Annotated in this window: 23 protein-coding genes; 19 read left to right on the forward strand and 4 right to left on the reverse strand. The window is 56.7% G+C overall.

Going from position 1 to position 22,366, the window contains the following annotated elements; translation table 11 throughout:
- From livM to ACQZ51_RS06895, 5 genes are all read left to right on the forward strand, one after another.
- Entirely contained in the window at positions 1–1,398 is a 1,398-nt protein-coding gene (gene livM, locus ACQZ51_RS06875) for a high-affinity branched-chain amino acid ABC transporter permease LivM (RefSeq protein ID WP_448776146.1), read from the forward strand.
- The gene (locus ACQZ51_RS06880) at positions 1,398–2,264 is read left to right on the forward strand and encodes an ABC transporter ATP-binding protein (RefSeq protein WP_448776147.1); all 867 of its coding nucleotides are present in this window, start codon (positions 1,398–1,400) and stop codon (positions 2,262–2,264) included. Before livM ends, ACQZ51_RS06880 begins: the two co-directional genes overlap by 1 nt.
- Positions 2,264–2,992 (forward strand): ABC transporter ATP-binding protein, encoded by a 729-nt coding sequence (locus tag ACQZ51_RS06885; RefSeq protein ID WP_042617451.1) that lies wholly within the window; start codon positions 2,264–2,266, stop codon positions 2,990–2,992. Before ACQZ51_RS06880 ends, ACQZ51_RS06885 begins: the two co-directional genes overlap by 1 nt.
- A 136-nt stretch (positions 2,993–3,128) precedes the next feature.
- Positions 3,129–3,482 (forward strand): DUF6867 family protein, encoded by a 354-nt coding sequence (locus ACQZ51_RS06890; protein ID WP_448776148.1) that lies wholly within the window; start codon positions 3,129–3,131, stop codon positions 3,480–3,482.
- A 115-nt stretch (positions 3,483–3,597) separates the two neighbouring features.
- Positions 3,598–4,716 carry a branched-chain amino acid ABC transporter substrate-binding protein gene (locus ACQZ51_RS06895; protein ID WP_448776149.1) on the forward strand — a complete coding sequence of 373 codons (1,119 nt, stop codon included), beginning with the start codon at positions 3,598–3,600 and terminating at the stop codon, positions 4,714–4,716.
- A 367-nt stretch (positions 4,717–5,083) separates the two neighbouring features.
- Here the strand turns inward: ACQZ51_RS06895 and ACQZ51_RS06900 are convergent, their stop codons facing one another.
- The gene (locus tag ACQZ51_RS06900) at positions 5,084–5,620 is read right to left on the reverse strand and encodes an AAA family ATPase (protein WP_448776150.1); all 537 of its coding nucleotides are present in this window, start codon (positions 5,618–5,620) and stop codon (positions 5,084–5,086) included.
- A 128-nt stretch (positions 5,621–5,748) separates the two neighbouring features.
- Between ACQZ51_RS06900 and ACQZ51_RS06905 the strand changes: the two genes are divergently transcribed.
- A complete protein-coding gene (locus ACQZ51_RS06905) occupies positions 5,749–5,985 on the forward strand; it encodes a hypothetical protein (RefSeq protein ID WP_448776151.1) in 237 nt (78 codons plus the stop codon).
- Positions 5,986–6,036: 51 nt separating this feature from the next.
- Here ACQZ51_RS06905 and ACQZ51_RS06910 read toward each other — a convergent pair whose 3' ends face one another.
- The 3 genes from ACQZ51_RS06910 to ACQZ51_RS06920 all read right to left on the reverse strand — a co-directional run bounded on the left by ACQZ51_RS06910 (position 6,037) and on the right by ACQZ51_RS06920 (position 11,516).
- Positions 6,037–6,963: a response regulator gene (locus ACQZ51_RS06910; protein ID WP_448776152.1), complete on the reverse strand. Its 927-nt coding sequence runs from the start codon at positions 6,961–6,963 to the stop codon at positions 6,037–6,039.
- A complete protein-coding gene (locus ACQZ51_RS06915) occupies positions 6,960–10,352 on the reverse strand; it encodes a hybrid sensor histidine kinase/response regulator (RefSeq protein ID WP_448776153.1) in 3,393 nt (1,130 codons plus the stop codon). The genes ACQZ51_RS06910 and ACQZ51_RS06915 overlap by 4 nt, the downstream gene beginning before the upstream one ends.
- A gap of 129 nt (positions 10,353–10,481) precedes the next feature.
- Positions 10,482–11,516 (reverse strand): glutamine synthetase beta-grasp domain-containing protein, encoded by a 1,035-nt coding sequence (locus tag ACQZ51_RS06920; RefSeq protein ID WP_042617444.1) that lies wholly within the window; start codon positions 11,514–11,516, stop codon positions 10,482–10,484.
- A gap of 486 nt (positions 11,517–12,002) precedes the next feature.
- Between ACQZ51_RS06920 and ACQZ51_RS06925 the strand changes: the two genes are divergently transcribed.
- The 13 genes from ACQZ51_RS06925 (at position 12,003) to ACQZ51_RS06985 (ending at position 22,342) form a co-directional block, all read left to right on the forward strand.
- Positions 12,003–12,200, forward strand: coding sequence for a DUF2735 domain-containing protein (locus ACQZ51_RS06925; RefSeq protein ID WP_448776154.1), 198 nt, complete (start codon positions 12,003–12,005; stop codon positions 12,198–12,200).
- Positions 12,201–12,388: 188 nt separating this feature from the next.
- The gene (gene urtA, locus ACQZ51_RS06930; protein ID WP_192064310.1) at positions 12,389–13,678 is read left to right on the forward strand and encodes an urea ABC transporter substrate-binding protein; all 1,290 of its coding nucleotides are present in this window, start codon (positions 12,389–12,391) and stop codon (positions 13,676–13,678) included.
- A gap of 197 nt (positions 13,679–13,875) precedes the next feature.
- A complete protein-coding gene (gene urtB, locus ACQZ51_RS06935; protein WP_448776155.1) occupies positions 13,876–15,492 on the forward strand; it encodes an urea ABC transporter permease subunit UrtB in 1,617 nt (538 codons plus the stop codon).
- A complete protein-coding gene (gene urtC, locus ACQZ51_RS06940) occupies positions 15,489–16,649 on the forward strand; it encodes an urea ABC transporter permease subunit UrtC (protein ID WP_448776156.1) in 1,161 nt (386 codons plus the stop codon). Before urtB ends, urtC begins: the two co-directional genes overlap by 4 nt.
- Before the next feature lie 5 nt (positions 16,650–16,654).
- Positions 16,655–17,416 (forward strand): urea ABC transporter ATP-binding protein UrtD, encoded by a 762-nt coding sequence (gene urtD / locus ACQZ51_RS06945; RefSeq protein WP_448776157.1) that lies wholly within the window; start codon positions 16,655–16,657, stop codon positions 17,414–17,416.
- A gap of 74 nt (positions 17,417–17,490) precedes the next feature.
- Positions 17,491–18,009, forward strand: a complete 519-nt coding sequence (locus ACQZ51_RS06950; RefSeq protein WP_448776158.1) for a hypothetical protein — start codon at positions 17,491–17,493, stop codon at positions 18,007–18,009.
- 14 nt (positions 18,010–18,023) lie between these two features.
- Positions 18,024–18,719, forward strand: coding sequence for an urea ABC transporter ATP-binding subunit UrtE (gene urtE / locus ACQZ51_RS06955; protein WP_448776159.1), 696 nt, complete (start codon positions 18,024–18,026; stop codon positions 18,717–18,719).
- Between the two features lie 241 nt (positions 18,720–18,960).
- Positions 18,961–20,172 (forward strand): alpha/beta hydrolase family esterase, encoded by a 1,212-nt coding sequence (locus ACQZ51_RS06960; protein WP_448776160.1) that lies wholly within the window; start codon positions 18,961–18,963, stop codon positions 20,170–20,172.
- Positions 20,103–20,930: an urease accessory protein UreD gene (locus tag ACQZ51_RS06965; RefSeq protein WP_448776161.1), complete on the forward strand. Its 828-nt coding sequence runs from the start codon at positions 20,103–20,105 to the stop codon at positions 20,928–20,930. The genes ACQZ51_RS06960 and ACQZ51_RS06965 overlap by 70 nt, the downstream gene beginning before the upstream one ends.
- Positions 20,931–21,006: 76 nt before the next feature.
- A complete protein-coding gene (locus ACQZ51_RS06970) occupies positions 21,007–21,309 on the forward strand; it encodes an urease subunit gamma (protein WP_042617436.1) in 303 nt (100 codons plus the stop codon).
- Positions 21,310–21,321: 12 nt separating this feature from the next.
- Positions 21,322–21,579 carry a DUF1272 domain-containing protein gene (locus tag ACQZ51_RS06975; RefSeq protein ID WP_448776162.1) on the forward strand — a complete coding sequence of 86 codons (258 nt, stop codon included), beginning with the start codon at positions 21,322–21,324 and terminating at the stop codon, positions 21,577–21,579.
- Positions 21,580–21,596: 17 nt separating this feature from the next.
- Positions 21,597–21,902: an urease subunit beta gene (locus ACQZ51_RS06980; RefSeq protein WP_448776163.1), complete on the forward strand. Its 306-nt coding sequence runs from the start codon at positions 21,597–21,599 to the stop codon at positions 21,900–21,902.
- A gap of 17 nt (positions 21,903–21,919) precedes the next feature.
- A complete protein-coding gene (locus ACQZ51_RS06985; RefSeq protein WP_448776164.1) occupies positions 21,920–22,342 on the forward strand; it encodes a lysozyme inhibitor LprI family protein in 423 nt (140 codons plus the stop codon).
- Positions 22,343–22,366 lie beyond the last annotated feature (24 nt).

Genomic DNA, 22,366 nt, shown 5'->3' on the forward strand with positions numbered 1-22,366 from the left:
ATGGCAAATATCGCTTCTGAAAAAGAAACGCCTGGTCCAAGCGTGATGGCTCAGGCTTTGAAAGAAGGCTTCTTCGCAGGTCTCGTCTCGCTGGGAATGTTCATTCTCTACGTCGGTATCGTGACCTATCAGGATATCAACAACCAGTTGATCTGGGGCACGCGCTGGGGCCTTCTGGCCATCTTCGTCGGCGTCGCTGCGGTCGGTCGCTTCCTCGTCGTCGGCCTCCTGCGTCCGAGCCTTGATCGCCGCAAGCTTTCCAAAGCCAAGGCTGGGGTCCTTGAGGTTTCTGAGGACAAGGGCTTCTTCCACAAGCACTTCCTGAAGATCGCCCTGGTCTTCCTGCTGGTCTACCCAGCCATTGCCGTTGGTCTGTTCGGCTTTCAGGGATCTTTGAAGCTGGTCGATAACTTCGGCATCCAGATCCTCATCTATGTGATGCTGGCCTGGGGCTTGAACATCGTCGTTGGTCTCGCCGGTCTGCTCGATCTGGGTTATGTGGCCTTCTATGCGGTCGGTGCTTATTCTTACGCGCTTCTCTCAAGCTATTTCGGTTTGTCCTTCTGGGTTCTGCTTCCGATGGCTGGTATTCTGGCCGCGTTCTGGGGCATCATCCTTGGCTTCCCGGTTTTGAGGCTGCGCGGCGATTATCTCGCCATCGTGACGCTCGCCTTCGGCGAAATCATCCGGCTTGTGCTTCTGAACTGGACTGAAGTCACCAAGGGAACATTCGGTATTTCCGGTATCGCGAAAGCATCCGTTTTCGGCATCTGGTCTTTTGATGTCGGCGCACCAAACAACTTCGCCAAGGTCTTCGGCTTGCCGATGTCGTCGTCTTACTACAAGATCTTCCTGTTCTACGTGATCCTGCTTTTGTGCATGCTGACCGCCTATGTGACGATCAAGCTGCGCCGTATGCCGATCGGTCGTGCGTGGGAAGCTCTGCGCGAAGACGAAATTGCTTGCCGCTCGCTCGGTATCGATACCGTCAAGACGAAGCTCACAGCCTTTGCAACAGGCGCGATGTTCGGTGGTTTCGCTGGTTCATTCTTCGCGGCTCGTCAGGGTTTCGTATCGCCCGAGAGTTTCGTGTTCCTGGAATCGGCTGTCATCCTCGCCATCGTCGTTCTCGGCGGCATGGGGTCGCTGACAGGTATCGCCATCGCGGCCGTCGTCATGGTTGGTGGCACAGAGTTGCTGCGTGAGATGGAATTCCTCAAGCACGTCTTCGGTCCTGATTTCACGCCGGAACTTTACCGTATGCTGCTGTTCGGTCTGGCGATGGTTATCGTCATGCTGTTCAAACCACGCGGCTTTGTTGGTTCTCGCGAACCCACTGCCTTCCTGAAGGAGCGCAAGTCCATCTCCGGCAGCTTCACCAAGGAAGGTCACGGCTGATGGCTTCCGGGAACATTGACATGACACAAGACACGATTCTCAAAGTCGAACATCTATCCATGCGCTTCGGCGGTCTGATGGCCATCAACGACTTCTCCTTCGAGGCGAAGCGTGGCGAGATCACCGCTTTGATCGGTCCGAACGGTGCAGGCAAGACGACCGTCTTCAACTGCATTACCGGCTTCTACAAGCCGACAATGGGCATGATAACGATGCGCCGGATTACGGGCGAGGAGCATCTTCTCGAGCGGTTGCCGGATTTCGAAATCACCAAAAAGGCCAAGGTTGCGCGTACCTTCCAGAACATCAGGCTGTTTTCAGGCCTGACGGTTCTTGAAAACCTGCTAGTCGCGCAGCACAACGCCTTGATGAAAGCGTCGGGCTACACCTTCCTCGGTCTGCTTGGCATGCCGGTTTACAAGAAGGCAGCCGCAGGTGCGATCGAGAAGGCCAAATATTGGCTCGATAAGGCCGAGCTGACCGACCGGGCCGATGATCCGGCTGGCGATCTTCCCTATGGTGCGCAGCGCCGTCTGGAGATTGCCCGCGCCATGTGCACCGAACCTGAGCTTCTTTGCCTCGACGAGCCAGCTGCTGGCCTCAACCCGAAGGAATCGCTTGCGCTCAACAACCTGTTGCGTGGCATCCGGGCTGAAGGCACGTCCCTGCTTCTGATCGAGCATGACATGTCGGTGGTCATGGAGATTTCCGACCATGTCGTGGTTCTCGAATATGGCCGCAAGATTTCCGACGGCACGCCTGACCATGTGAAGAACGACCCAAAGGTCATCGCCGCCTATCTGGGTGTCGAGGATGATGAAGTGGAAGAAGTGATTGCAGAAGAACTTGATGGGGGAACGGTTTGATGTCCGGTGAAGCCCTTCTCAAAGTCCAGAACGTCGAAACCTATTACGGGAATATCCGCGCCCTTGCCGGTGTGGATGTGCACGTCAACAAGGGCGAGATCGTCAGCCTTATCGGTGCAAACGGCGCTGGCAAGTCGACGCTGATGATGACGATCTGCGGCAGTCCGCAGGCCCGCTCAGGCTCTGTCATTTTCGATGGCGAAGACATTACCAACGTGCCGACCCATATGATTGCGCGTCGTCGTATTGCGCAATCTCCTGAGGGCCGTCGCATATTTCCACGCATGACCGTTCTGGAAAATCTCCAGATGGGCGCCAATCTGGACAATCTGAAATACTTCAAGGAAGACGTGGAAAAGATCTTCACGATGTTCCCGCGCTTGAAGGAACGTCAGAGCCAGCGCGGCGGCACATTGTCTGGTGGTGAGCAGCAGATGCTCTCCATCGGCCGTGCGCTGATGTCGCGTCCCAAACTCCTGTTGCTGGATGAGCCATCGCTTGGCCTCGCTCCTTTGATCGTCAAGAGCATTTTCGAAGCGATCAAGACGCTCAACAAGGAAGAGGGTCTGACCGTCTTTCTCGTGGAACAGAACGCTTTTGCCGCATTGAAGCTGTCAGACCGGGCCTATGTCATGGTCAACGGCAAGGTGACGATGAGCGGTTCTGGCCGCGAGTTGCTCGCCAATCCGGAAGTTCGCGCTGCCTATCTCGAGGGCGGTCGTCACTGATCGCTGATTGTTTGCTCTCGACCCGCAAGGGTCGAGGGACAGATCACAGATAACGATAAAGTCTGCCGGCAAACGGCGGGCGCCACAAAAACACAGGCCCTGTCATGGTGATGCAGGGTTACTGATGGGGAAAAAGATGCAGGGACTTTTTTTCGAAAGTGACAGCGGTGTTCGTTATATCTTGCGAGGGCTGGTGGTGCTTCTGGGGTTCTGGACGGCATGGCGCACCGGAAAGTCCGTCGCGGAGAGCTGGGAGAACTATCCGCGGGTGGTTCTTTACACGCTGCTGCTGGGCGTCGTCATGCGTTTCATGCACTATGCGCTGTTTGCAGGTCCGATGCTGAACGGCTTCTATTACCTGATAGATGTCGCAGTATTGCTGGCTTTTGCAACGGTTGGATTTCGCATGCGCCGCACCAGCCAGATGGTCAATAACTACTACTGGCTGTATGATCGAACTTCATCCTTTTCTTATAAGAAGAAAGATTGACAGCGGTGTTGTTCTGAATTCAGAATACTCGCGAGAGTGGAACAGCTTGCGCAGTTAAGGTGGGTGCTGAGCAGGCAGGGATAATCAACCCAACCATGGAACTGGGAGTAATATAATGAAGAAGTCTCTTCTTTCCGCAGTTGCGCTGACCGCAATGGTCGCCTTCAGTGGTTCTGCCTATGCTGACATTCTCGTCGGCGTTGGCGGCCCTCTGACAGGCCCGAATGCGGCTTTTGGTGCACAGCTCCAGAAGGGTGCTGAGCAGGCTGCGGCAGACATCAATGCTGCTGGCGGAATTAACGGCGAAAAGATCAAGATTGTACTTGGCGACGACGTTTCCGACCCGAAGCAGGGCATCTCGGTTGCCAACAAGTTTGTTGCTGATGGCGTAAAGTTCGTTGTCGGTCACTTCAACTCCGGCGTTTCCATTCCGGCGTCTGAAGTTTACGCAGAGAACGGCATCCTCGAAATCACGCCTGCCGCGACCAATCCTGTTTTCACCGAGCGCGGCCTCTGGAACACATTCCGCACCTGCGGACGTGACGACCAGCAGGGTGGCGTTGCCGGCAAGTATCTGGCTGACAACTTCAAGGACGCCAAGATCGCGATCGTTCACGACAAGACCCCTTACGGTCAGGGCCTTGCCGACGAAACACGCAAGACGCTGAACGCTACTGGCGCAAAAGAAGCCATCTACGAAGGCGTGAACGTTGGCGACAAGGACTTCTCGGCACTCATCGCCAAGATGAAGGAAGCTGGCGTCTCGGTGATCTACTGGGGTGGTCTCCACACAGAAGCTGGTCTCATCATCCGCCAGGCGGCTGACCAGGGCCTGAAGGCGAAGCTCGTTTCGGGCGACGGCATTGTGTCCAACGAACTGGCCTCTATCGCTGGTGACGCTGTTGAAGGCACGCTGAACACGTTCGGTCCTGATCCAACCATCAACCCTGCCAACAAGGACCTGGTTGCCAAGTTCAAGGCTGCAGGCTTCAACCCTGAAGCCTACACGCTCTACTCCTATGCTGCGCTGCAGACAATTGCTGCTGCTGCAAAGGATGCAGGCTCACTCGACGCAGAAGCCGTTGCTGCTGCCATGAAGAAGGGTAAGTTCTCCACCGTTCTCGGCGAACTCTCCTTCGACGAAAAAGGCGACCCTAAGGCGCCTGGCTACGTCATGTACGAGTGGAAGAAGGGCCCAGACGGCAAGTACAGCTACTTCCAGCAGGGCATGTAAGCCTTACTAAACCAATCCAGAAGCCCGGCAGCGATGCCGGGCTTTTTCGTTTTCCGACGCGCTTTTGCGGGAAAGGCCACAATACCGTCGCCAAAGATCGCAACACACTGTCTATCACGGTTGTGCAATCAAGGGTGGCGTTGGAATTCATTCGGTATGCTGCTGGACTGATTGTTCCTGCTGTCATCTCTGCCTGTCTGCTGGGCATCCATCTCTACAGCAAATCGCGCAGCTCGCAGCTGTCCGGCGACATCATTGCGCGGGTTGAAACTGACAACCATTACTCCATGTCTGTCAGAAGGATTGCGCCAGAAGGGATTTGAGCTTGTGACCCTGTCACGCTTGCTGGAAGAGCGTTGATACCGCCTCAGCCGAGCATGTCCAGAACGAGATCGGCGCGTTCAATGACGCTGATTTTCGGAAGCATAACGGTTTCGTAGTCTAGCGCACGATAGTCGTGGATGAGGCGGTCGTATTCGGCGACAGCTGCCGCAAAATCATGTTGCCGCTCGCCGTCGGACACGTAAATTTCAGGCCATGGTGGCGTCAGGAAGACGAGGCGATTGTAGCGGTGGTTGATCTTCAGGTCATGAAGCAGCCCGTCTGCGCACACTGCGTGAAGGGCGGATGCGGCGTCGATCAAACCCCTGTCAAAAAACACCCAGCCCGTGGCCGGGGCTTTATCGCGATCCTCAAGGGACATGGCCACGGCGCGACGGGCAAAGGCTTCAATGTCGACCCAGGGTAGGGCTGAACCCTGGCCGCTTGTTTCCTGTCTGACGATGCGGCGACCCGGTTCCTCAATCGTGGCGTAACCGCGCCGCGCCAGTTCCGCCAAAAGGGTGGATTTGCCGCCGCCGGAGCAGCCGGAAATGACGATAAGATTATCTGAGTTTCTTCTCATATCTACATGGTCCTGCTGCTGCTGCCCCATGATGGTGCGGGCGCGGACGCCATGCGCCGTAATAAAAGAGAAAAGCGGAACCGAACGGGTCAACCAGCGTTCATAGGCACCAACAACAAGGTCATATCATGAAAACCCTTATCATCTCGTCTTTGATCGCTGTTTCTTCCATCTTTACGTTCGTCGCGCCGTCCTACGCGGAAACCGTCACGGTAACGACGACCGAGCGCGTTATTCGCAAGCCCGTGCGTGAAGAATACCGCCCGCGCCATCAGCAGCGCGCCTCGCGCGATTGCTTCGTTAAAAAGGTGCGCACGAACTACCACGGTCGTGTTGTGGTGAAGAAGACCCGCATCTGCCGCTAAGCGAGCCTTCACCCTCTTCAAAAAACGGGCGCATGATCTGCGCCCGTTTTGCTATGTATCGTGCAGGATGTGAGCCGCTTTGACGGCGGCGGATGCGCGGTTCTCAACGCCGAGTTTGACGTAAATCTGCTCCAGATGCTTGTTGACCGTGCGGGCCGATAGGCCGAGAATATCACCGATATCGCGGTTGGATTTGCCCTTTGCAATCCAGAGCAGCACTTCGGATTCCCTGACAGTCAGCGAAAAATGCTGGCGCAACATCACATCGGCGGATTTGTCGCTGGCAGCAGTCAGCCGAAACAGATGCTCATCCGGCCCCATCGCCCCTAGAAACGTCAGTTGCAACGTGGCGCGATCGGCCTGCTGTATGGTGAGGGGCGCGTCCCGCAGGGCATCCGTCGCGCGGTTGGCCAGCCATTCTGCAATGTGTTGAGATACGATCTCCAGCCCGTCGTCACGGCCTGTGGCAGCATTGATCAGCCGCGTCGCCTGTGGTGTCGACCAATGGATCGCGCCATTGGCGCGCACGGCCAGAAGATGGCGGCCTGCGGCATCCAGAGCCACACGCGCGCTCTGTGCCGAGCGGGCATTTGAGAGGTGGACGCGAATGCGGGCGCGCAGCTCGTCGATGTTGATGGGCTTGGTCAGATAATCGACGCCACCTGCTTCAAGCGCGCGCACGACATGCTCCGTATCGGTCAGTCCGGTCATGAAAATAACCGGCACCTGCGTGACAGCCGCGTTGGCCTTCAGGCGCGTACAGGTTTCGAAACCATCCATCGACGGCATGACGGCGTCCAGCAGGATGATATCGGGCGTGATACGTTCGGCAATGTTGAGCGCGGCCTGTCCCGACGTTGCGATCAGCACGGAAAAGCCGGATTGTTCCAGCGCGTCGGTGAGAAAGCCCAGCGCATCCGGGCTGTCATCCACCAGAAGCACGATATCCTTTGCAAGCGCGGCAGACGATACGCTCATGGCTTACGCTCCTGTGGTGGTGGATTTTCAAAACGGCTGAGAAATGCGGCGTAGCCGGCCATATCAAAACCCTGGACATAGGTCGCCAACTCTTGCGTGAAGGCGACATTGATCTCGGTCCGGGCCAGATCGGCAAGCTTTGCCTCGATGCCTCTGATATAGCCGATTTCACCCAACTGGCGCAAATCCCTGACATGCTCAGCTCCGGGGGAGATGATTTCGGCCTTGGCAGGTTTTGCTGGCGCTGGGCTATCCGTTTCATAAAGCCAGGTGAGGCCCAGATGCACGGCGAGCTTGTCACATAGCCGCCTGATATCGACGGGTTTGACAATCGTGTCGTTGTGATTGTCCTCACCGGCGCCTGCAATGGAGCCATCGCCGATATTGGCCGAGAGCATGATGAGTGGCGCTGTCTGGCCTGCTTCGCGCAGTTTGGAGACGAGCTGCCAGCCGCTCATGCCCGGCATGGAAATATCGATCAGGAAAAGGTCGGGCTGCACGCCTTCGATGAGGGTCAGGCAATCCGGGCCGCTTTGCGCAGTCAGAACCACGAAATCCAGAGGCCCGAGCACCTGCCGCATCAATTCACGATGGTCCTCATTGTCATCGACAACGACGATGGTCCGGCGTGGGCCGGAATAGGAGGTGATTGTCTTTTCCAGCGCCGGGGCGGTGTTGGGGCGGTGGACGGCGGAAAGCATGAGCCGAACCTTGAACGTCGACCCCTTGTCCTTCTCGCTGACGACGGAAATCTCACCGCCCAGCGTGTTGGTCAAAAGCTGGGTAATCGTCAGCCCCAGACCAAGGCCCGGCATGGGGCGAATGCTCTCAGCCTCGCCGCGCTGGAACGGCTCGTAGATCCGGCTCAAATCCTTCTCGGCAATACCGCGCCCGGTGTCGCGGATCGTAAACGTCGCAACCTGGCTGCGATAGGCGACGTCGAATTCCACCGTGCCCGCATCCGTGAACTTGATGGCATTGGACAGAAGGTTGACGAGGATCTGGCGCAGTCGTTTTTCGTCGGTGCGCACATATTGGGGCAAAGCCTTGGCGCGCTCATGTTTCAGCTCCAGCCCTTTTGCCTGTGCCTGTGGCCGGAAGAGATCGATGATCTGGTCGAGAAAGTCCTGAATGTTGATTTCGTTGGAATAGACCTGCAACCGTCCCGCTTCGATCTTGGAAATATCGAGGAGGCCGTCGATCAGGCCTGACAGGTGGTCTGCCGAGCGCCTGATGACCTTGATGGCGGATTGGCGCGGTTGGGGAATGGTCTCGTCGCGCTCGAGAATCTGCGCGTAGCCGAGCACGGCGTTTAGCGGCGTGCGCAGTTCGTGGCTGAGGCCAACGACATAGCGGCTTTTTGCGCGGTTGGCAGCTTCAGCCGTATCTTTTGCGTTCTGCAATGCCGCATCCGTTTTTTTATGTGCGGCAATTTCTTTCAGAAGAAGCGTGTTCTGGCGTGTGGATTCTTCCTCTGCCACCACACGGCTGTCATGGGCGAGAACCAGAAACCAGCAGACGATGCCAGCAATGACTGCGAACACGAAAAAGACTGCCAGAATGGTGCGATTGACCACATCAACCGTCGCGGGCGAGGCTGTGCCCACCTGATGAGCGATCAGCGCCAGCGTCGCACCCAGCAGCGCAATGGCAAGTGCCGCCGACATGGCATAGCGGCCCAACCGGCTGGAGAGCCGGGCTACCAGATCATGGGGCAGAAAGGTGCGTGCGACGCTGGCAACCTGATAATTCAGTTTGGCCTTTGGTTTGCACATGTCGTGGCAGCGGCTGTCGAGAGAACAGCACAGCGAACAGATGGGCGCGGCATAGGCCGGGCACCAGGCCATGTCTTCAGGCTCGAATGGGTGTTCGCAGATGGAGCAGGTAATGCTGCTTGCTTCCGCCCAGCTTTGTCGCGGCTTGCGGGCCAGATAGAATTTTCCCTTGGTGCCCCGGGCAATGAGGGGGGACACGGTGAAGGCGACGACGAGGGTCATGTAGGGTGCAAGGGAGGCTGCGATGCCGCCGAACAGGCCAAAATGCGCGGTAAGCGCAATCGTGGCCGCCAGCGCCATGGTGCCCACACCAACCGGGTTGATATCGTAAAGATGGGCGCGCTTGAATTCTATGCCGGGTGGGGCAAGGCCCAAGGGCTTGTTGATGAAGAGATCAGCGGAGATGGTGCAAAGCCACGCCATGGCGATGATGGAGAAAATGCCCAGCGTTTCTTCCAGCAGGCGGTATATGCCGAGTTCCATCAGCAAGAGTGCGATCAGAACGTTGAAGACCAGCCAGACCACCCGGCCGGGGTGGCTGTGGGTGAGGCGGGAAAAGAAGTTCGACCAGGCCAGCGACCCGGCATAGGCATTCATGACGTTGATCTTGAGCTGCGACACCACCACAAAGGCCACCATCAGCAACATGGCCGCGTTCTCGTTGGGGATCATGTAGCCAAAGGCGGTAAGATACATTTGCGAGGGATCAGCCGCGCGATCCACCGGGACGCCGGAGCTGAACGTCAGCACGACAAGGAAAGACCCCGCCAGCAGTTTTGGCACGCCCACCAGAACCCAGCCAGCGCCCGCCAGAAACACCGCGAAGCGGTGGCGCAGCTTGAGTTTGCCTTCCGCAGGCAGAAACCGCAAGAAATCCACCTGTTCGCCGATCTGCGACATCAGCGCCAGAATGACGGCGGAGGCGGCCCCAAACTCAATCAGGTTGAAATCGGCTGTGGTGCCGGGTGGACCAGAGGCGTGATGGATGCCGGCGAAGGCCCGCCACAGATCGAATTTCTCCCAGTCCAGAAATGCGATGAAGATGAAAGGCAGAACGTTGAGGATGATCCAGAATGGCTGCGTGATGATCTGGAACCGGCTGATGAGCCGCACGCCGTGAGTGACCAGCGGAATGACCATGACGGCGGAGATGATGTAGCCAATCCACAAGGGTATGCCGAGCGCCAGATCCAGCGCGCCCGACATGATGGATGCCTCGATGGCAAACAGCATGAAGGTGAAGGCGGCGTAGATCAGCGAGGTGATGGTGGAGCCGATATAGCCGAAGCTTGCGCCGCGGGTCAGAAGGTCGATATCGACACCGTGACGGATCGCGTAACGGCTGATCGGCACGCCCACGACAAGCATAACTGTTGCGGCGACGAGAATGGCAAAGAACGCGTTTGTGGTGCCGTAGGAGAGTGTGATTGCGCCGCCAATGGCTTCGAGCGCAAGAAAAGAAATCGCACCGATGGCGGTGTGGGAGATGCGGCTGGATGAAAATTGCCGGGCGCTTTTTGCGGTAAAACGCAGCGCATAGTCTTCCAGCGTCTGGTTGGCGACCCAGCGATTATATTCGCGTCTGATGGGGATGATACGTTGCCGTGCGGCCATGCCGGGTTTCCATCGCCTGTTTGGGAGACATTTCACTCATCCAGACCCATGGTCCTGTAGATGGTGCGGGGTCTTGTGGCGGAATGGAAAAATGGCGCCGCCCCGGAGAGCGACGCCATATTCAGATTATCAGGCAGCAGCGGACTGTGCGAGAGGCACTTCTGCAATCGTCTTCAGAACGACGGAAGCGATCTGGTAAGGGCAGCCCTGGCTGTTCGGACGACGGTCTTCAAGATAGCCCTTGTAGCCGTTGTTGACGAAGGAGTGTGGAACGCGGATGGACGCGCCACGGTCAGCAATGCCGTAGGAGAACTTGTTCCAAGGCGCTGTTTCGTGCTTGCCGGTCAGACGCAGATGGTTGTCTGGGCCGTAAACGTCGATGTGCTCTTTCCAGTTCTTTTCGAATGCAGCCATGAGCGCTTCGAAATACTCCTTGCCGCCAACTTCACGCATGAACTTGGTGGAGAAGTTGCAGTGCATGCCAGAGCCGTTCCAGTCGGTATCACCGAGTGGCTTGCAATGGAATTCGACGTCGATGCCATACTTTTCGCAGAGGCGAAGCAGCAGGTAGCGAGCAATCCAGATCTGGTCAGCAGCGCTCTTGGAGCCCTTGCCGAAAACCTGGAATTCCCACTGACCCTTGGCCACTTCGGCGTTGATGCCTTCATGGTTGATGCCTGCTTCGAGGCAGAGGTCGAGATGCTCTTCAACGATTTCACGCGCGATGGAGCCGACATTCTTGTAGCCGACGCCTGTGTAGTAAGGGCCCTGCGGAGCTGGGTAGCCCTGCTCAGGGAAGCCAAGCGGACGACCGTCTTCGTAGAAGAAGTATTCCTGCTCGAAGCCGAACCAGGCGTTTTCGTCTTCCAGAATGGTCGCGCGGCTGTTGGATGCATGTGGCGTAACGCCATCCGGCATCATCACTTCACACATGACGAGCGCGCCATTTGTGCGGGCTGGATCAGGATAGATAGCGACGGGCTTCAAAACGCAATCCGAGCTGTGGCCTTCGGCCTGCTGGGTGGAGGAGCCATCGAAGCCCCAGAGCGGAAGCTGCTCGAGTGTCGGGAATTCGTCGAATTCCTTGATCTGCGTCTTGCCACGCAGGTTTGCTACCGGCTTGTAACCATCGAGCCAGATGTACTCGAGTTTAAACTTAGTCATTGCGAACCTCTCATAGGTTAAGATGCGAAGCCTTGATATTCTCGTCGCGAGCAAACCGCCTTTCAGACGGCCCTCGCTTTCAAGTGCTGTCCCTATAGAAGCATTCCCCGTGCCAGTTTGATGGGTGCGCGATCGGGCGTCGTCTTTTTTTCGTGCGAATGGGTGATTTCGAGTCAGAAACCTTAGAAACGGCGCAGTTCGCTTTTTTGAAAAACGCAGTGATTTCCGATGCTTTTGGCAAGGCAGAGCCCATTTTTGGTCAAAAATGATGCCGTTTCTTTAGCGAAGTGGATTTTTCATCAGAAAATTTCGAAATTTCGCTCGATATCTGCATAAAGACTGTTCTTTGCGCCATGGAGATCATGGGCCGCCTAAAAAATAGGCTTTGTGATATTTTTTTAATCAGGAGGGGTGTTTTTCGGCGTTTTTGAGAGTATATTCGAGATGAGGCAAAAACGCTGGCTGTTCAACGAAAGAGTGGATGTCATGAGAAGTGAACCGCATCTGGAAAGTGCCACGATCTATCAGTTCCCCGTCGGGGGCCGTGCAGGCTTCAAGGGCATGCGCAACGCAGTCGTCACGACAGTTCCGTCCATGACCTCACCCAAGACGCATATTGATTTCGACAGCTGGTATCACCAGCAAGCCATTGCGGAGAGCGACAAAGACAAGCCGCATAACTGATTGCGGCACCTCTGTCGTCTGGCCGATTGGCTGCAGTCTGCAACGAATGGTCTGGCGTTCCGGTTTCGCCACCCCACCTACGTCAATTGACGTATACGGTTTTGCGAATGCGAGACCGATAGTCCCCTCCAGCAGCGGTAACATAACCGCTGAGCCCATAGAGGCTGAACAGGAGAGGGGTCCTTCCGATGACTTTCAAGAAAATGCTTTCTGGCGCTTTGCTCGGTGCCATCTTGTCTACCACTGCCTTCCACGGTGCGTTTGCCGCTGACGATACGATCAAGGTCGGCGTCCTGCATTCCTTGTCCGGCACCATGGCTATTTCCGAGACCACTCTGAAAGACGCCATGTTGATGCTGATCGAGGAGCAGAACAAGAAGGGCGGCGTGCTGGGCAAGAAGCTCGAAGCCGTTGTTGTCGATCCGGCTTCCGATTGGCCGCTGTTCGCAGAAAAGGCGCGTCAGCTGATTTCGCAGGATAAGGTTGCGGCTGTTTTCGGTTGCTGGACCTCGTCTTCCCGCAAGTCTGTCCTGCCTGTCTTTGAAGAGCTGAATTCCATCCTCTTCTATCCCGTTCAGTATGAAGGCGAAGAATCCTCACGCAACATCTTCTACACCGGTGCAGCCCCCAACCAGCAGGCCATTCCCGCTGTTGATTATCTGGCCAGCACGGAAGGCGTCGAGCGCTGGGTTCTGGCTGGCACCGACTATGTCTACCCGCAGACAACCAACAAGATCCTGAAAGCCTACCTGATGTCGAAGGGCGTCAAGGAAGAGGACATCATGATCAACTACACGCCATTCGGTCATTCCGACTGGCAGACCATCGTCTCCGACATCAAGAAATTCGGTTCTGCCGGTAAGAAGACAGCCGTTGTTTCCACGATCAATGGTGATGCCAATGTGCCATTCTACAAGGAACTGGCAAACCAGGGCGTGAAGGCCGAAGACATTCCCGTCGTTGCCTTCTCTGTGGGTGAAGAAGAACTCGCCGGTCTCGATACGGGCCCGCTGGTTGGCCACCTTGCCGCATGGAACTACTTCCAGTCCGTCGATGCGCCCGTCAATGCGGAGTTCATCAAGGAATGGCACGCGTTTACCAAGAACGACAAGCGCGTGACCAATGACCCGATGGAAGCCGCCTATATTGGCTTCAACGCCTGGGTCAAGGCAGTGGAAGCCGCTGGAACGACCGAAACCGACAAGGTTCTCGACAGCATTATCGGCGTCTCCGTGCCGAACCTGTCTGGCGGATACGCCACCGTTATGCCGAACCACCACATCACCAAGCCGGTTCTGATTGGCGAAATCCAGTCCGACGGCCAGTTCGAAATCGTGCAGCAGACGGCGCAGGTCGTGGGCGATGAGTGGTCGGACTACCTGCCGGATAGCAAGGACCTGATCTCCGATTGGCGCAAGCCGATGGAGTGCGGCAACTTCAACGTGACCGCTGGTAAATGCGGCGGCAAGGGCATGTAATCCTAGCCCTTCGACCCCTCTCCGTAACGGGGAGGGGTTTTTATTCCCGCCGACCTTCTAATCTCTCCGTCATCCTCGGGCTTGAGCAGAGTATCTGCTGCCGGCGCGTTTCGCTGCTTGTTAGCGAGAGAGGGAGGTCGCTTGCGGGCCAAAAGGCCTCCAGCACGTACTGACATATCTGACATAGAGGAGCTGACATGACGATCCGATTACTTCTTCAAGCCATGTTTCTGTGGCTGGCGCTCGGCATCGCGGCTCCATCCTTCGCCCAGCAAAGCGACCCCAAAGCGCTCATCGATGCCCTTGGCACGGCGGATTTCAAGCAAGCCGAGACGTTGACGGGCCAGATTGCAGCCTCCGGCGATCCGCGTGTGGTTCCGGCGCTCGAAGCCTTTGCGGAAGGCGATCTCTATGTTCGCAAATCCGACAATCGCGTTTTCATGACAAAAACAGTCGGTGCCAATTTCACGCTCGTCGATCCCTTGACGGGTGAGAGTGCGGGTGAGGCCTCGAAAGCCGCCGTTACGAAGATCCGCGTCAACAACAACCTTCGCCGTGTCATCCGCGCCGCTCTGGGTGGCTTGACGTTGCTTAGTCCCGATAAAGCCGTTCGCCTTGCCGCCGCCGACGCCGTGTTGAAAGCGCCGAGTGCCGAGAATCTGCAATTGCTGGAAGCGGCAATCGCAAAGGAAACCGACAGCCAAGTGCGCACACGGATGGAAGAGGCGCGGGCTGTTTCCGTGCTGGCTTCTGATCGTTCCATCGAGGAAAAGCGCGCGGCCATCGATACCATCAAGAGCCTTGGCGGGCGTGGCGCGGTCAGCATTCTGATGGCCGCCGCCAATGTGACCGATGCCAGCCTGAAGCCCGATATCGATGCGGCAATCGCGCACATCGAAGGCACGCTTGCGCTCTGGGATGCGGGCCAGAACATCTGGTACGGCCTGTCTCTCGGCTCCGTGCTGCTGCTGGCGGCGATTGGCCTTGCCATCACGTTTGGTGTGATGGGCATCATCAACATGGCCCATGGCGAGATGGTGATGATCGGTGCCTATTCCACTTTCATGGTGCAGGAGGTGATCCGCAGCCATTATCCCGGTCTGTTCGATTGGTCTCTGGCGATTGCGCTGCCCGTTGCGTTTCTGGTCACAGGGGCTGTCGGTCTGGTGATGGAGCGCGGTGTCATCCGCTTCCTCTATGGTCGGCCGCTCGAAACCCTTCTGGCCACATGGGGTATTTCGCTGATGTTGCAGCAGGGTGTGCGCTCCATTTTCGGGCCGACGAACCGCGAAGTGGGCAATCCCAGCTGGATGTCCGGATCGTTCAGCGTTGGCTATCTCAACTTCACCTGGAACCGCGTCTGGATCGTCTGTTTCTCGCTCTCGGTATTCTTCGCGCTGCTGCTGCTTTTGAAGCGTTCGGCTTTCGGTCTGCAGATGCGGGCGGTGACGCAGAACCGCCGCATGGCATCATCCATGGGTATTCGCACGCCCTGGGTTGATGCCTTCACCTTCGCGCTGGGTTCCGGCGTTGCCGGACTGGCAGGTGTGGCGCTCTCGCAAATCGATAACGTATCGCCCAACCTTGGCCAGTCCTACATCATCGACAGTTTCATGGTGGTGGTGTTTGGCGGTGTCGGCAATCTCTGGGGAACCTTCGTTGGCGCGCTAACGCTCGGTGTTCTCAACAAGTTTCTCGAACCGACCGTTGGTGCGGTGCTCGGAAAAATTCTCGTCCTCGTCCTCATCATCCTGTTCATCCAGAAGCGGCCTCGTGGTCTCTTCGCACTCAAGGGAAGGGCGATTGAAGCATGATTACCGGCTTTCTCCTTCGCGCACTCGACCGCCGTATCTCGATTGCCATCGGCATAATCTTGGCTATCGCGCTCCTCGTTCCCGCATCGAACCTGCTTTTGCCAGCAGACAGTGCGTTCCGCATTCCGACCTACATCATGTCGATGCTGGGCAAGTATCTGTCCTATGCCATTCTGGCCTTGGCGCTTGATCTTGTCTGGGGCTATTGCGGCATTCTCTCGCTTGGCCACGCCGCGTTCTTTGCGCTCGGCGGTTATGCCATGGGCATGTATCTGATGCGGCAGATTGGCACGCGGGGCACCTATGGTCATCCTGTACTGCCGGATTTCATGGTGTTTCTGAACTGGAAAGAGCTGCCATGGTTCTGGCATGGCTTCGACATGTTCTGGTTTGCCATGCTGATGGTGCTGGTCGCGCCCGGTGTTCTGGCCTTTGTGTTCGGATGGCTCGCCTTCCGCTCCCGCGTCAATGGTGTGTATCTGTCCATCATCACCCAGGCCATGACCTATGCGCTGCTGCTGGCTTTCTTCCGCAACGATATGGGCTTTGGCGGCAATAACGGCCTGACGGACTTCAAGGACATCCTCGGATTTTCTGTCCAGTCTGATGGCACGCGCGCGGTGCTGTTTGCCATGACGGCCATCATGCTGGCGCTGTGCCTGCTGATTGCATCCGGTATCGTCAACTCCAAGTTCGGCAAGGTGCTGGTGGGTGTGCGCGATTCTGAAAGCCGCGTCCGGTTCCTCGGCTTTCGTGTGGAAAACATCAAGCTGTTTACCTTCGTCGTGTCCGCCATGATGGCAGGGATTGCCGGTGCATTGTTTGTGCCGCAGGTGGGCATCATCAATCCGGGCGAGTTTTCGCCCGCCAACTCCATCGAAGTCGTGGTCTGGACGGCGGTGGGTGGACGCGGAACCCTGATCGGCCCGATTATCGGTGCGATCATGGTCAATGGCGGCAAAAGCTACTTCACCGGGGCGTTTCCTGAATTCTGGCTGTTTGCGCTGGGCGGGCTCTTCATTGCCGTCACCTTGTTTTTCCCCAGAGGCATCGTCGGCAGCGTGCAGCATTATCTGGCGGGTCGTCGTGAAAAGAAGCAGGTGGCGGCGAAGCATGCCGATGACGCGGCACAAGCGATACAACAGGCTGCGGAGTAGGCACCATGAACACGATTTCTGAAAAGAGAACAAAAAGTCTGCTCTATCTGGATGGCGTCTCGGTTTCCTTCGATGGCTTCAAGGCGCTGAACTCCCTGTCGTTTGTGGTGGAGCCGGGCGAGTTGCGCGCCATTATTGGCCCTAACGGCGCTGGCAAGACCACGATGATGGATATCATCACCGGTAAGACGCGGCCCAATAGCGGCACGGTGCTGTTTGAAGACAGCATCGACCTCACCAAAAAGGACGAGGCCGATATTGCCCAACTGGGCATTGGCCGCAAATTCCAGAAGCCGACGGTGTTCGAGAGCCATACGGTCTGGGACAATCTGGAACTGGCGCTGAACCGAAAGCGCGGCGTTTTCGCGACGCTGTTCTACACGCTCACGCAAGACGACAAGGTCCGCATCGAGGAGATTCTCTCCACGGTTCGCCTCGGCCATCGCCGCAATGATCTGGCCGCCAATCTTTCGCATGGGCAAAAGCAATGGCTGGAGATCGGCATGTTGCTCGCCCAGGAACCAAAATTGCTCCTGGTGGACGAGCCTGTTGCGGGCATGACCGATGCCGAGACGGCCGAGACAGCGGTTCTGCTGAAGGAGATCGCCAAGACCCGATCAGTTGTGGTTGTGGAACACGACATGGGTTTTATCCGTGATCTCGGCGTCAAGGTCACGTGTCTGGCTGAGGGGTCTGTGCTGGCCGAAGGGTCGATTGATTTCGTCTCGAGCGATCCGAAGGTGATCGAGAATTATCTCGGACGGTGAGAAAGGATAAGAAACGCTTGAATGTGCAATCTGAACCAGTTTAATTGATAAAAGTTAAATCTGGAGTTGATTGAATGGCTTTTGTTGGACTTCTTGTCATGATGGTTGGTGGGGCTGCGGTCTGGTACTGGCGGCTCAAGATGATGAAGGAAGCGGGAAGCGAGATTATCGACACAGTCGAGAAAATGCGGGGAGCGTATAAACGCCGAGCTTTCCGCAAAAAGGCTGAAGTCGCGCCGATTGCCTCCATTCGCGATCCGGCAATTGCCGCCGTTGCGTTCTTCATGTGCCTCGCCAATGAAAAGCCAATGCATCTTGATGTTGCAAAAGCGGTTGTGCGGGAGAGGATGAAGGGCATCATTTCGCCCGAGGACATGGAAGAGATTATCGTTTTCGGGGAGTGGGCGTCCAAAAATGTCGTTAATCCCGAGGACCCGATCCGCAGGTTTCGCGATCTTTGGGCAAATGCACTCGACATGAGCGAGCGTAGCGAATTGATCGATATCGCCGATGAAGTGGCCCAAGTGGGTGGTGACAGAACGGGTGAGCAAGAGGCCGCGCTTCAGGCTTTGAGGCGAACCTTGTTAAATTAGAACAGGTGGATGGAATGCTAAGCGTCGACAACATCAATCTTCACTATGGCGCAGCACAGGCTCTGCGGGGCATTTCGCTGAATGCGGAAATGGGCAAGATTACCTGCGTGCTGGGTCGCAATGGGGTCGGCAAAAGCTCGCTGTTGCGTGCGGTTACGGGTCAGCACGCGTTAAGCGGCGGCAACATCACATTCGCGGGTGAAAGCCTCAATGGTCTCGCACCCTACCAGCGTGCAAAGCGTGGCGTGGGTTACGTGCCGCAGGGCCGTGAAATCTTTCCGCTTTTGACCGTGCAGGAAAATCTGCAATCCGGTTACGCGCCGCTGCCGCGCAAGGATCGGTTTATTCCAGACGATATTTTCAGCCTGTTTCCGGTGCTGCAATCCATGCTCTCGCGGCGTGGCGGCGATCTCTCCGGCGGGCAGCAGCAGCAACTGGCGATTGGCCGTGCGCTGGTGACGCGTCCTAAAATTCTGGTGCTGGATGAGCCGACCGAGGGTATTCAGCCATCCATTATCAAGGACATTGGCCGGGCCATCAAATATCTGCGGGATTCAACGGGCATGGCGATCTTGCTCGTTGAGCAGTATCTCGATTTCTGCCGCGAGCTTGCTGATTACGTCTATATCATGGATCGCGGAGAGATCGTTCACGAGGGCAAAGCCGAGACGCTGGATACGGCGGAAGCCCGGCGCCACCTGACGGTTTGACCCTATTTTCCGATCACGCAACTGGCGCGCCACGTTCAATAAAGTGAAGTGCTATGCGCCTGCGCATAGCATTCATGCGCAATTTTAGCTTTTCATTAAATAAAAACGTATGTTATTGGCAACGAAACTGCTGCATGCAAGACACAATGGCTAGGCCATTTGCGTGCTGCCCCGTCGATCCCTTACATTCCACGTATTTTCCGGCATACTGCCGGGGAACTGTGCCAATAAAGGCGTGCCGATGAATTTTACGACTGCTGCTGGCCGGATGCTCCGGTTCGCCCGACCTGCGCTCACTGGCGTTACCGTCCTCATTGCTACGGGCTCGGCTGCTTTTGCATCGACGTGCGGAGAAACCGCGCAACCCGGACGCCATGCGTTTTCGCTGGTGTCTGATGGCTCTAAACGCGTCGGTGTCTATTTCGTTCCATCGTCTTATGACGGTCGCAAAAAAATGCCTGTGGTGTTTGATTTTCACGGCAGCAACAGCAATCCAAACGGACAGCTTGACCGCAGCGGTTGGGACAAGGTGGGCGAGCGCGAAGGCATCATTGTCGTTGCGCTTCAGGGCAGCCTTGGCGGGGAACTGCCTGGTACCAACGCATGGAATGTTCCCGGTGTGACCAAGCGTGAAGGTGGCTTGAATGAGTCCGGTTTCATTCGTGATGCTGTCACCATGATCAAATCCAAGCTGTGTGTGGATGAGGCCCGTTTTTACGGTTCCGGCTATTCCGGTGGTGGTCGCATGCTGTCGCAGTATCTTTGCAGCGGGAGCAATGATTTTACAGCCGCCGGTTTTGTCGCCTCGCTGCGTGCCGGATATCCGATGGAAGACAGGGGCAGATGGTCGCCGGATGCAGCAAGCTGCACGCCTGCCAAGCCATTGTCAATCATCGCCTTTGCTGGCCTCAAAGATCCTGCCAACCCTTATCAGGGTGGCGGTAAGCCTTATTGGCAGTATAGCGGTGAGGTCGCATTGAAGCGCTGGGCGGACATGGATGGCTGCAAGGGTGCTGTCAAAAGCAAGTCCACCGAAAGCTTTACCTTGAATTCGTATGATGTTTGCAAGAGCGGTGCGCGCATCCATTCCTATGTCATCGATGCCTGGGACCACGCCTGGCCGCGTGCCACCATGAAGGCAGAGATGGTCGCATCCGCCGCCGCCATCATCCGCAAGCCTTCCAGCGAGCCAGCAGGTAAAGTTCAGCAGGCTGTAGACCGGAAAATGCCGACTGAAATCGTGCGGCAGGTTGATGCGGCCGAAAGAATGTGGGACTTCTTCCAGAACACGGAAGGGCAGATGGTTGTCGACGCAACGGCGAAGACGGATTGCTCGGTAAAAGCGGTTCCCGCTTCTGCATCCGCAAAAGCTTCGGAGACGACGTGCAGCCAGACGAGCAAATCATCCCTCAACCCCGCCCGCAGCGCGCCCGAGGTCGAGGGCGCATTGTAACAAAGGCGCTCAATGGGCGCAGCCGTCTGGACGAATTGTTTCAGGAAGGTTGCGCCAAGATCCGGCTGCCCGATACATTCTCTAATGAAATGGAAGCCATTCTGATCAACTCCTCCGGCGGATTGACCGGGGGAGATGAAATAGAGTGGCAAGCGGTTGCTGGCGCAGGCACATCACTCGTCGTAACAACGCAGGCATGCGAAAAGGTCTACAAGGCCGCATCCGGAACGACCACCGTCACGGCCCGCATTTCTGCTGGGCCTGACGCCAAGCTCCATTGGCTGCCCCAGGAAACGATCCTTTTTGATCACGCTTCGCTAACGCGCAGGCTGGAAGCGGACCTTGATGCTTCCGCCGAATTCATCGCAGTTGAAGCGGTCCTTCTCGGTCGTCAGGCCATGGGCGAGGCGATGACAGAGGGGCTGTTCCGAGACAGATGGCGCATCCGCCACGGCGGCAAGCTTGTTCATGCGGAAGAGCTTCTTCTGGATGGACGTGTGGGCGAATTGACCCAAGCAGCCCCAGTTCTTGGCGGGCAGGTAGCCTTTGCAACACTTCTCTATATCGGTCCTCTGGTAGAGGCGCTTTTGCCTAAAATCCGGGCTATTGCCGGGTTTTCCGGCGGTGCAAGCGAATGGCAGGGAAAGCTCGTCGTGCGGCTTTCCGCATCTGATGGTTTCTCCCTTAGAAAAATGCTGTTTCCGATCATTTCGCTCTTGCGAAACGGCGCGCCAGTGCCGAAAGTCTGGAATCTCTGACGCATGAATTGAACACATGTTCGAGCGTCGTCCATGCGTTCTTGAAAGCGCATGGCGCTCTAGAAACGGAACGATAATGAACCTCACTCCCAGAGAAAAAGACAAGCTTCTGATTTCCATGGCAGCCATGGTTGCACGTCGGCGTCTGGAGCGCGGCGTCAAGCTCAATTATCCTGAAGCCATTGCCTTGATTACCGATTTCGTCGTGGAAGGCGCGCGCGATGGTCGCGCCGTCTCCGAGCTGATGGAAGCCGGTGCGCATGTCATAACCCGCGATCAGGTGATGGATGGCATTGCCGAGATGATCCATGATGTGCAGGTCGAAGCGACATTTCCTGACGGTACCAAGCTGGTCACCGTCCATGAACCCATACGCTGAGGGAGCGACGCCATGAGCCTGGAGCTGCGCCCCAATTGTGAATGCTGCGACAAGGATCTGCCGCCCGATAGTCTCGATGCGATGATGTGTTCGTTCGAGTGCACGTTTTGCAGCGACTGCGCAACGTCTGTCCTGAGTGGCAAATGCCCCAATTGCGGGGGAGAGCTGGTGCGGCGTCCGATCCGCCCTGCGGAAAAGCTGGTGAATAACCCGGCCTCGACCAAGCGAATATTGAAAGCTGAGGGATGCGCACCCGTGAAAGCGGCGTGACGATGAAGGGGAAGATCATGATTCCAGGCGAAGTCATACCAGCAGACGGCGAGATCGAACTCAATGCCGGACAGCCGACGATAACTATTGAGGTTTCCAACACTGGCGACAGGCCTGTTCAGGTCGGCAGCCATTATCACTTTTCTGAAACCAATGCCGCTTTGGATTTCATTCGTGACAAGGCGCATGGCATGCGTCTGGATATTCCAGCCGGTACGGCGGTTCGCTTCGAGCCCGGCCAGAAGCGCGAAGTGACACTGGTACCGCTTTCTGGCAAGCGTGAAGTCTACGGCTTTCGCAAGCTCGTGATGGGTAAGCTGTGATGGCGATGCATGGCCTGATGATTAAGAAACTGATCTGCGGCGGCATTTTTGTGCTTTCTGCGACGTTCTTGACCGGCGCGCAGGATGCGCGGGCGCAAGAAGAAGAGCCAAACTGCGCCGAGCCGGTGACGCAAAGAGATCTGAACGCCTGTGCGGATATTGAATACGACAAGGCGGACAAGGATCTGAATGCGGCCTACAAACAGCTTCGCAGCAAAATGAGCAATTGGGACAAGTCTGCAGACGAAGAGAGCAAGGGTGCGGTCGATGCTCTCGTTGCCGCGCAACGTGCCTGGGTTTCCTTTCGTGATGCCAATTGCGAAGTGGCTGGCTTTGAGGCACGCGGCGGAACGATGGAGTCGATGCTTATTTCTTCCTGCCTTGCCGATATGAGCACGAAGCGCGCCGCAGAGCTTCGCGAGCTTTCAGACGGTTACTGATCCAGACGCTGCCTTTATTTTCTC

The sequence above is a fragment of the Agrobacterium sp. CG674 genome (assembly GCF_053521645.1).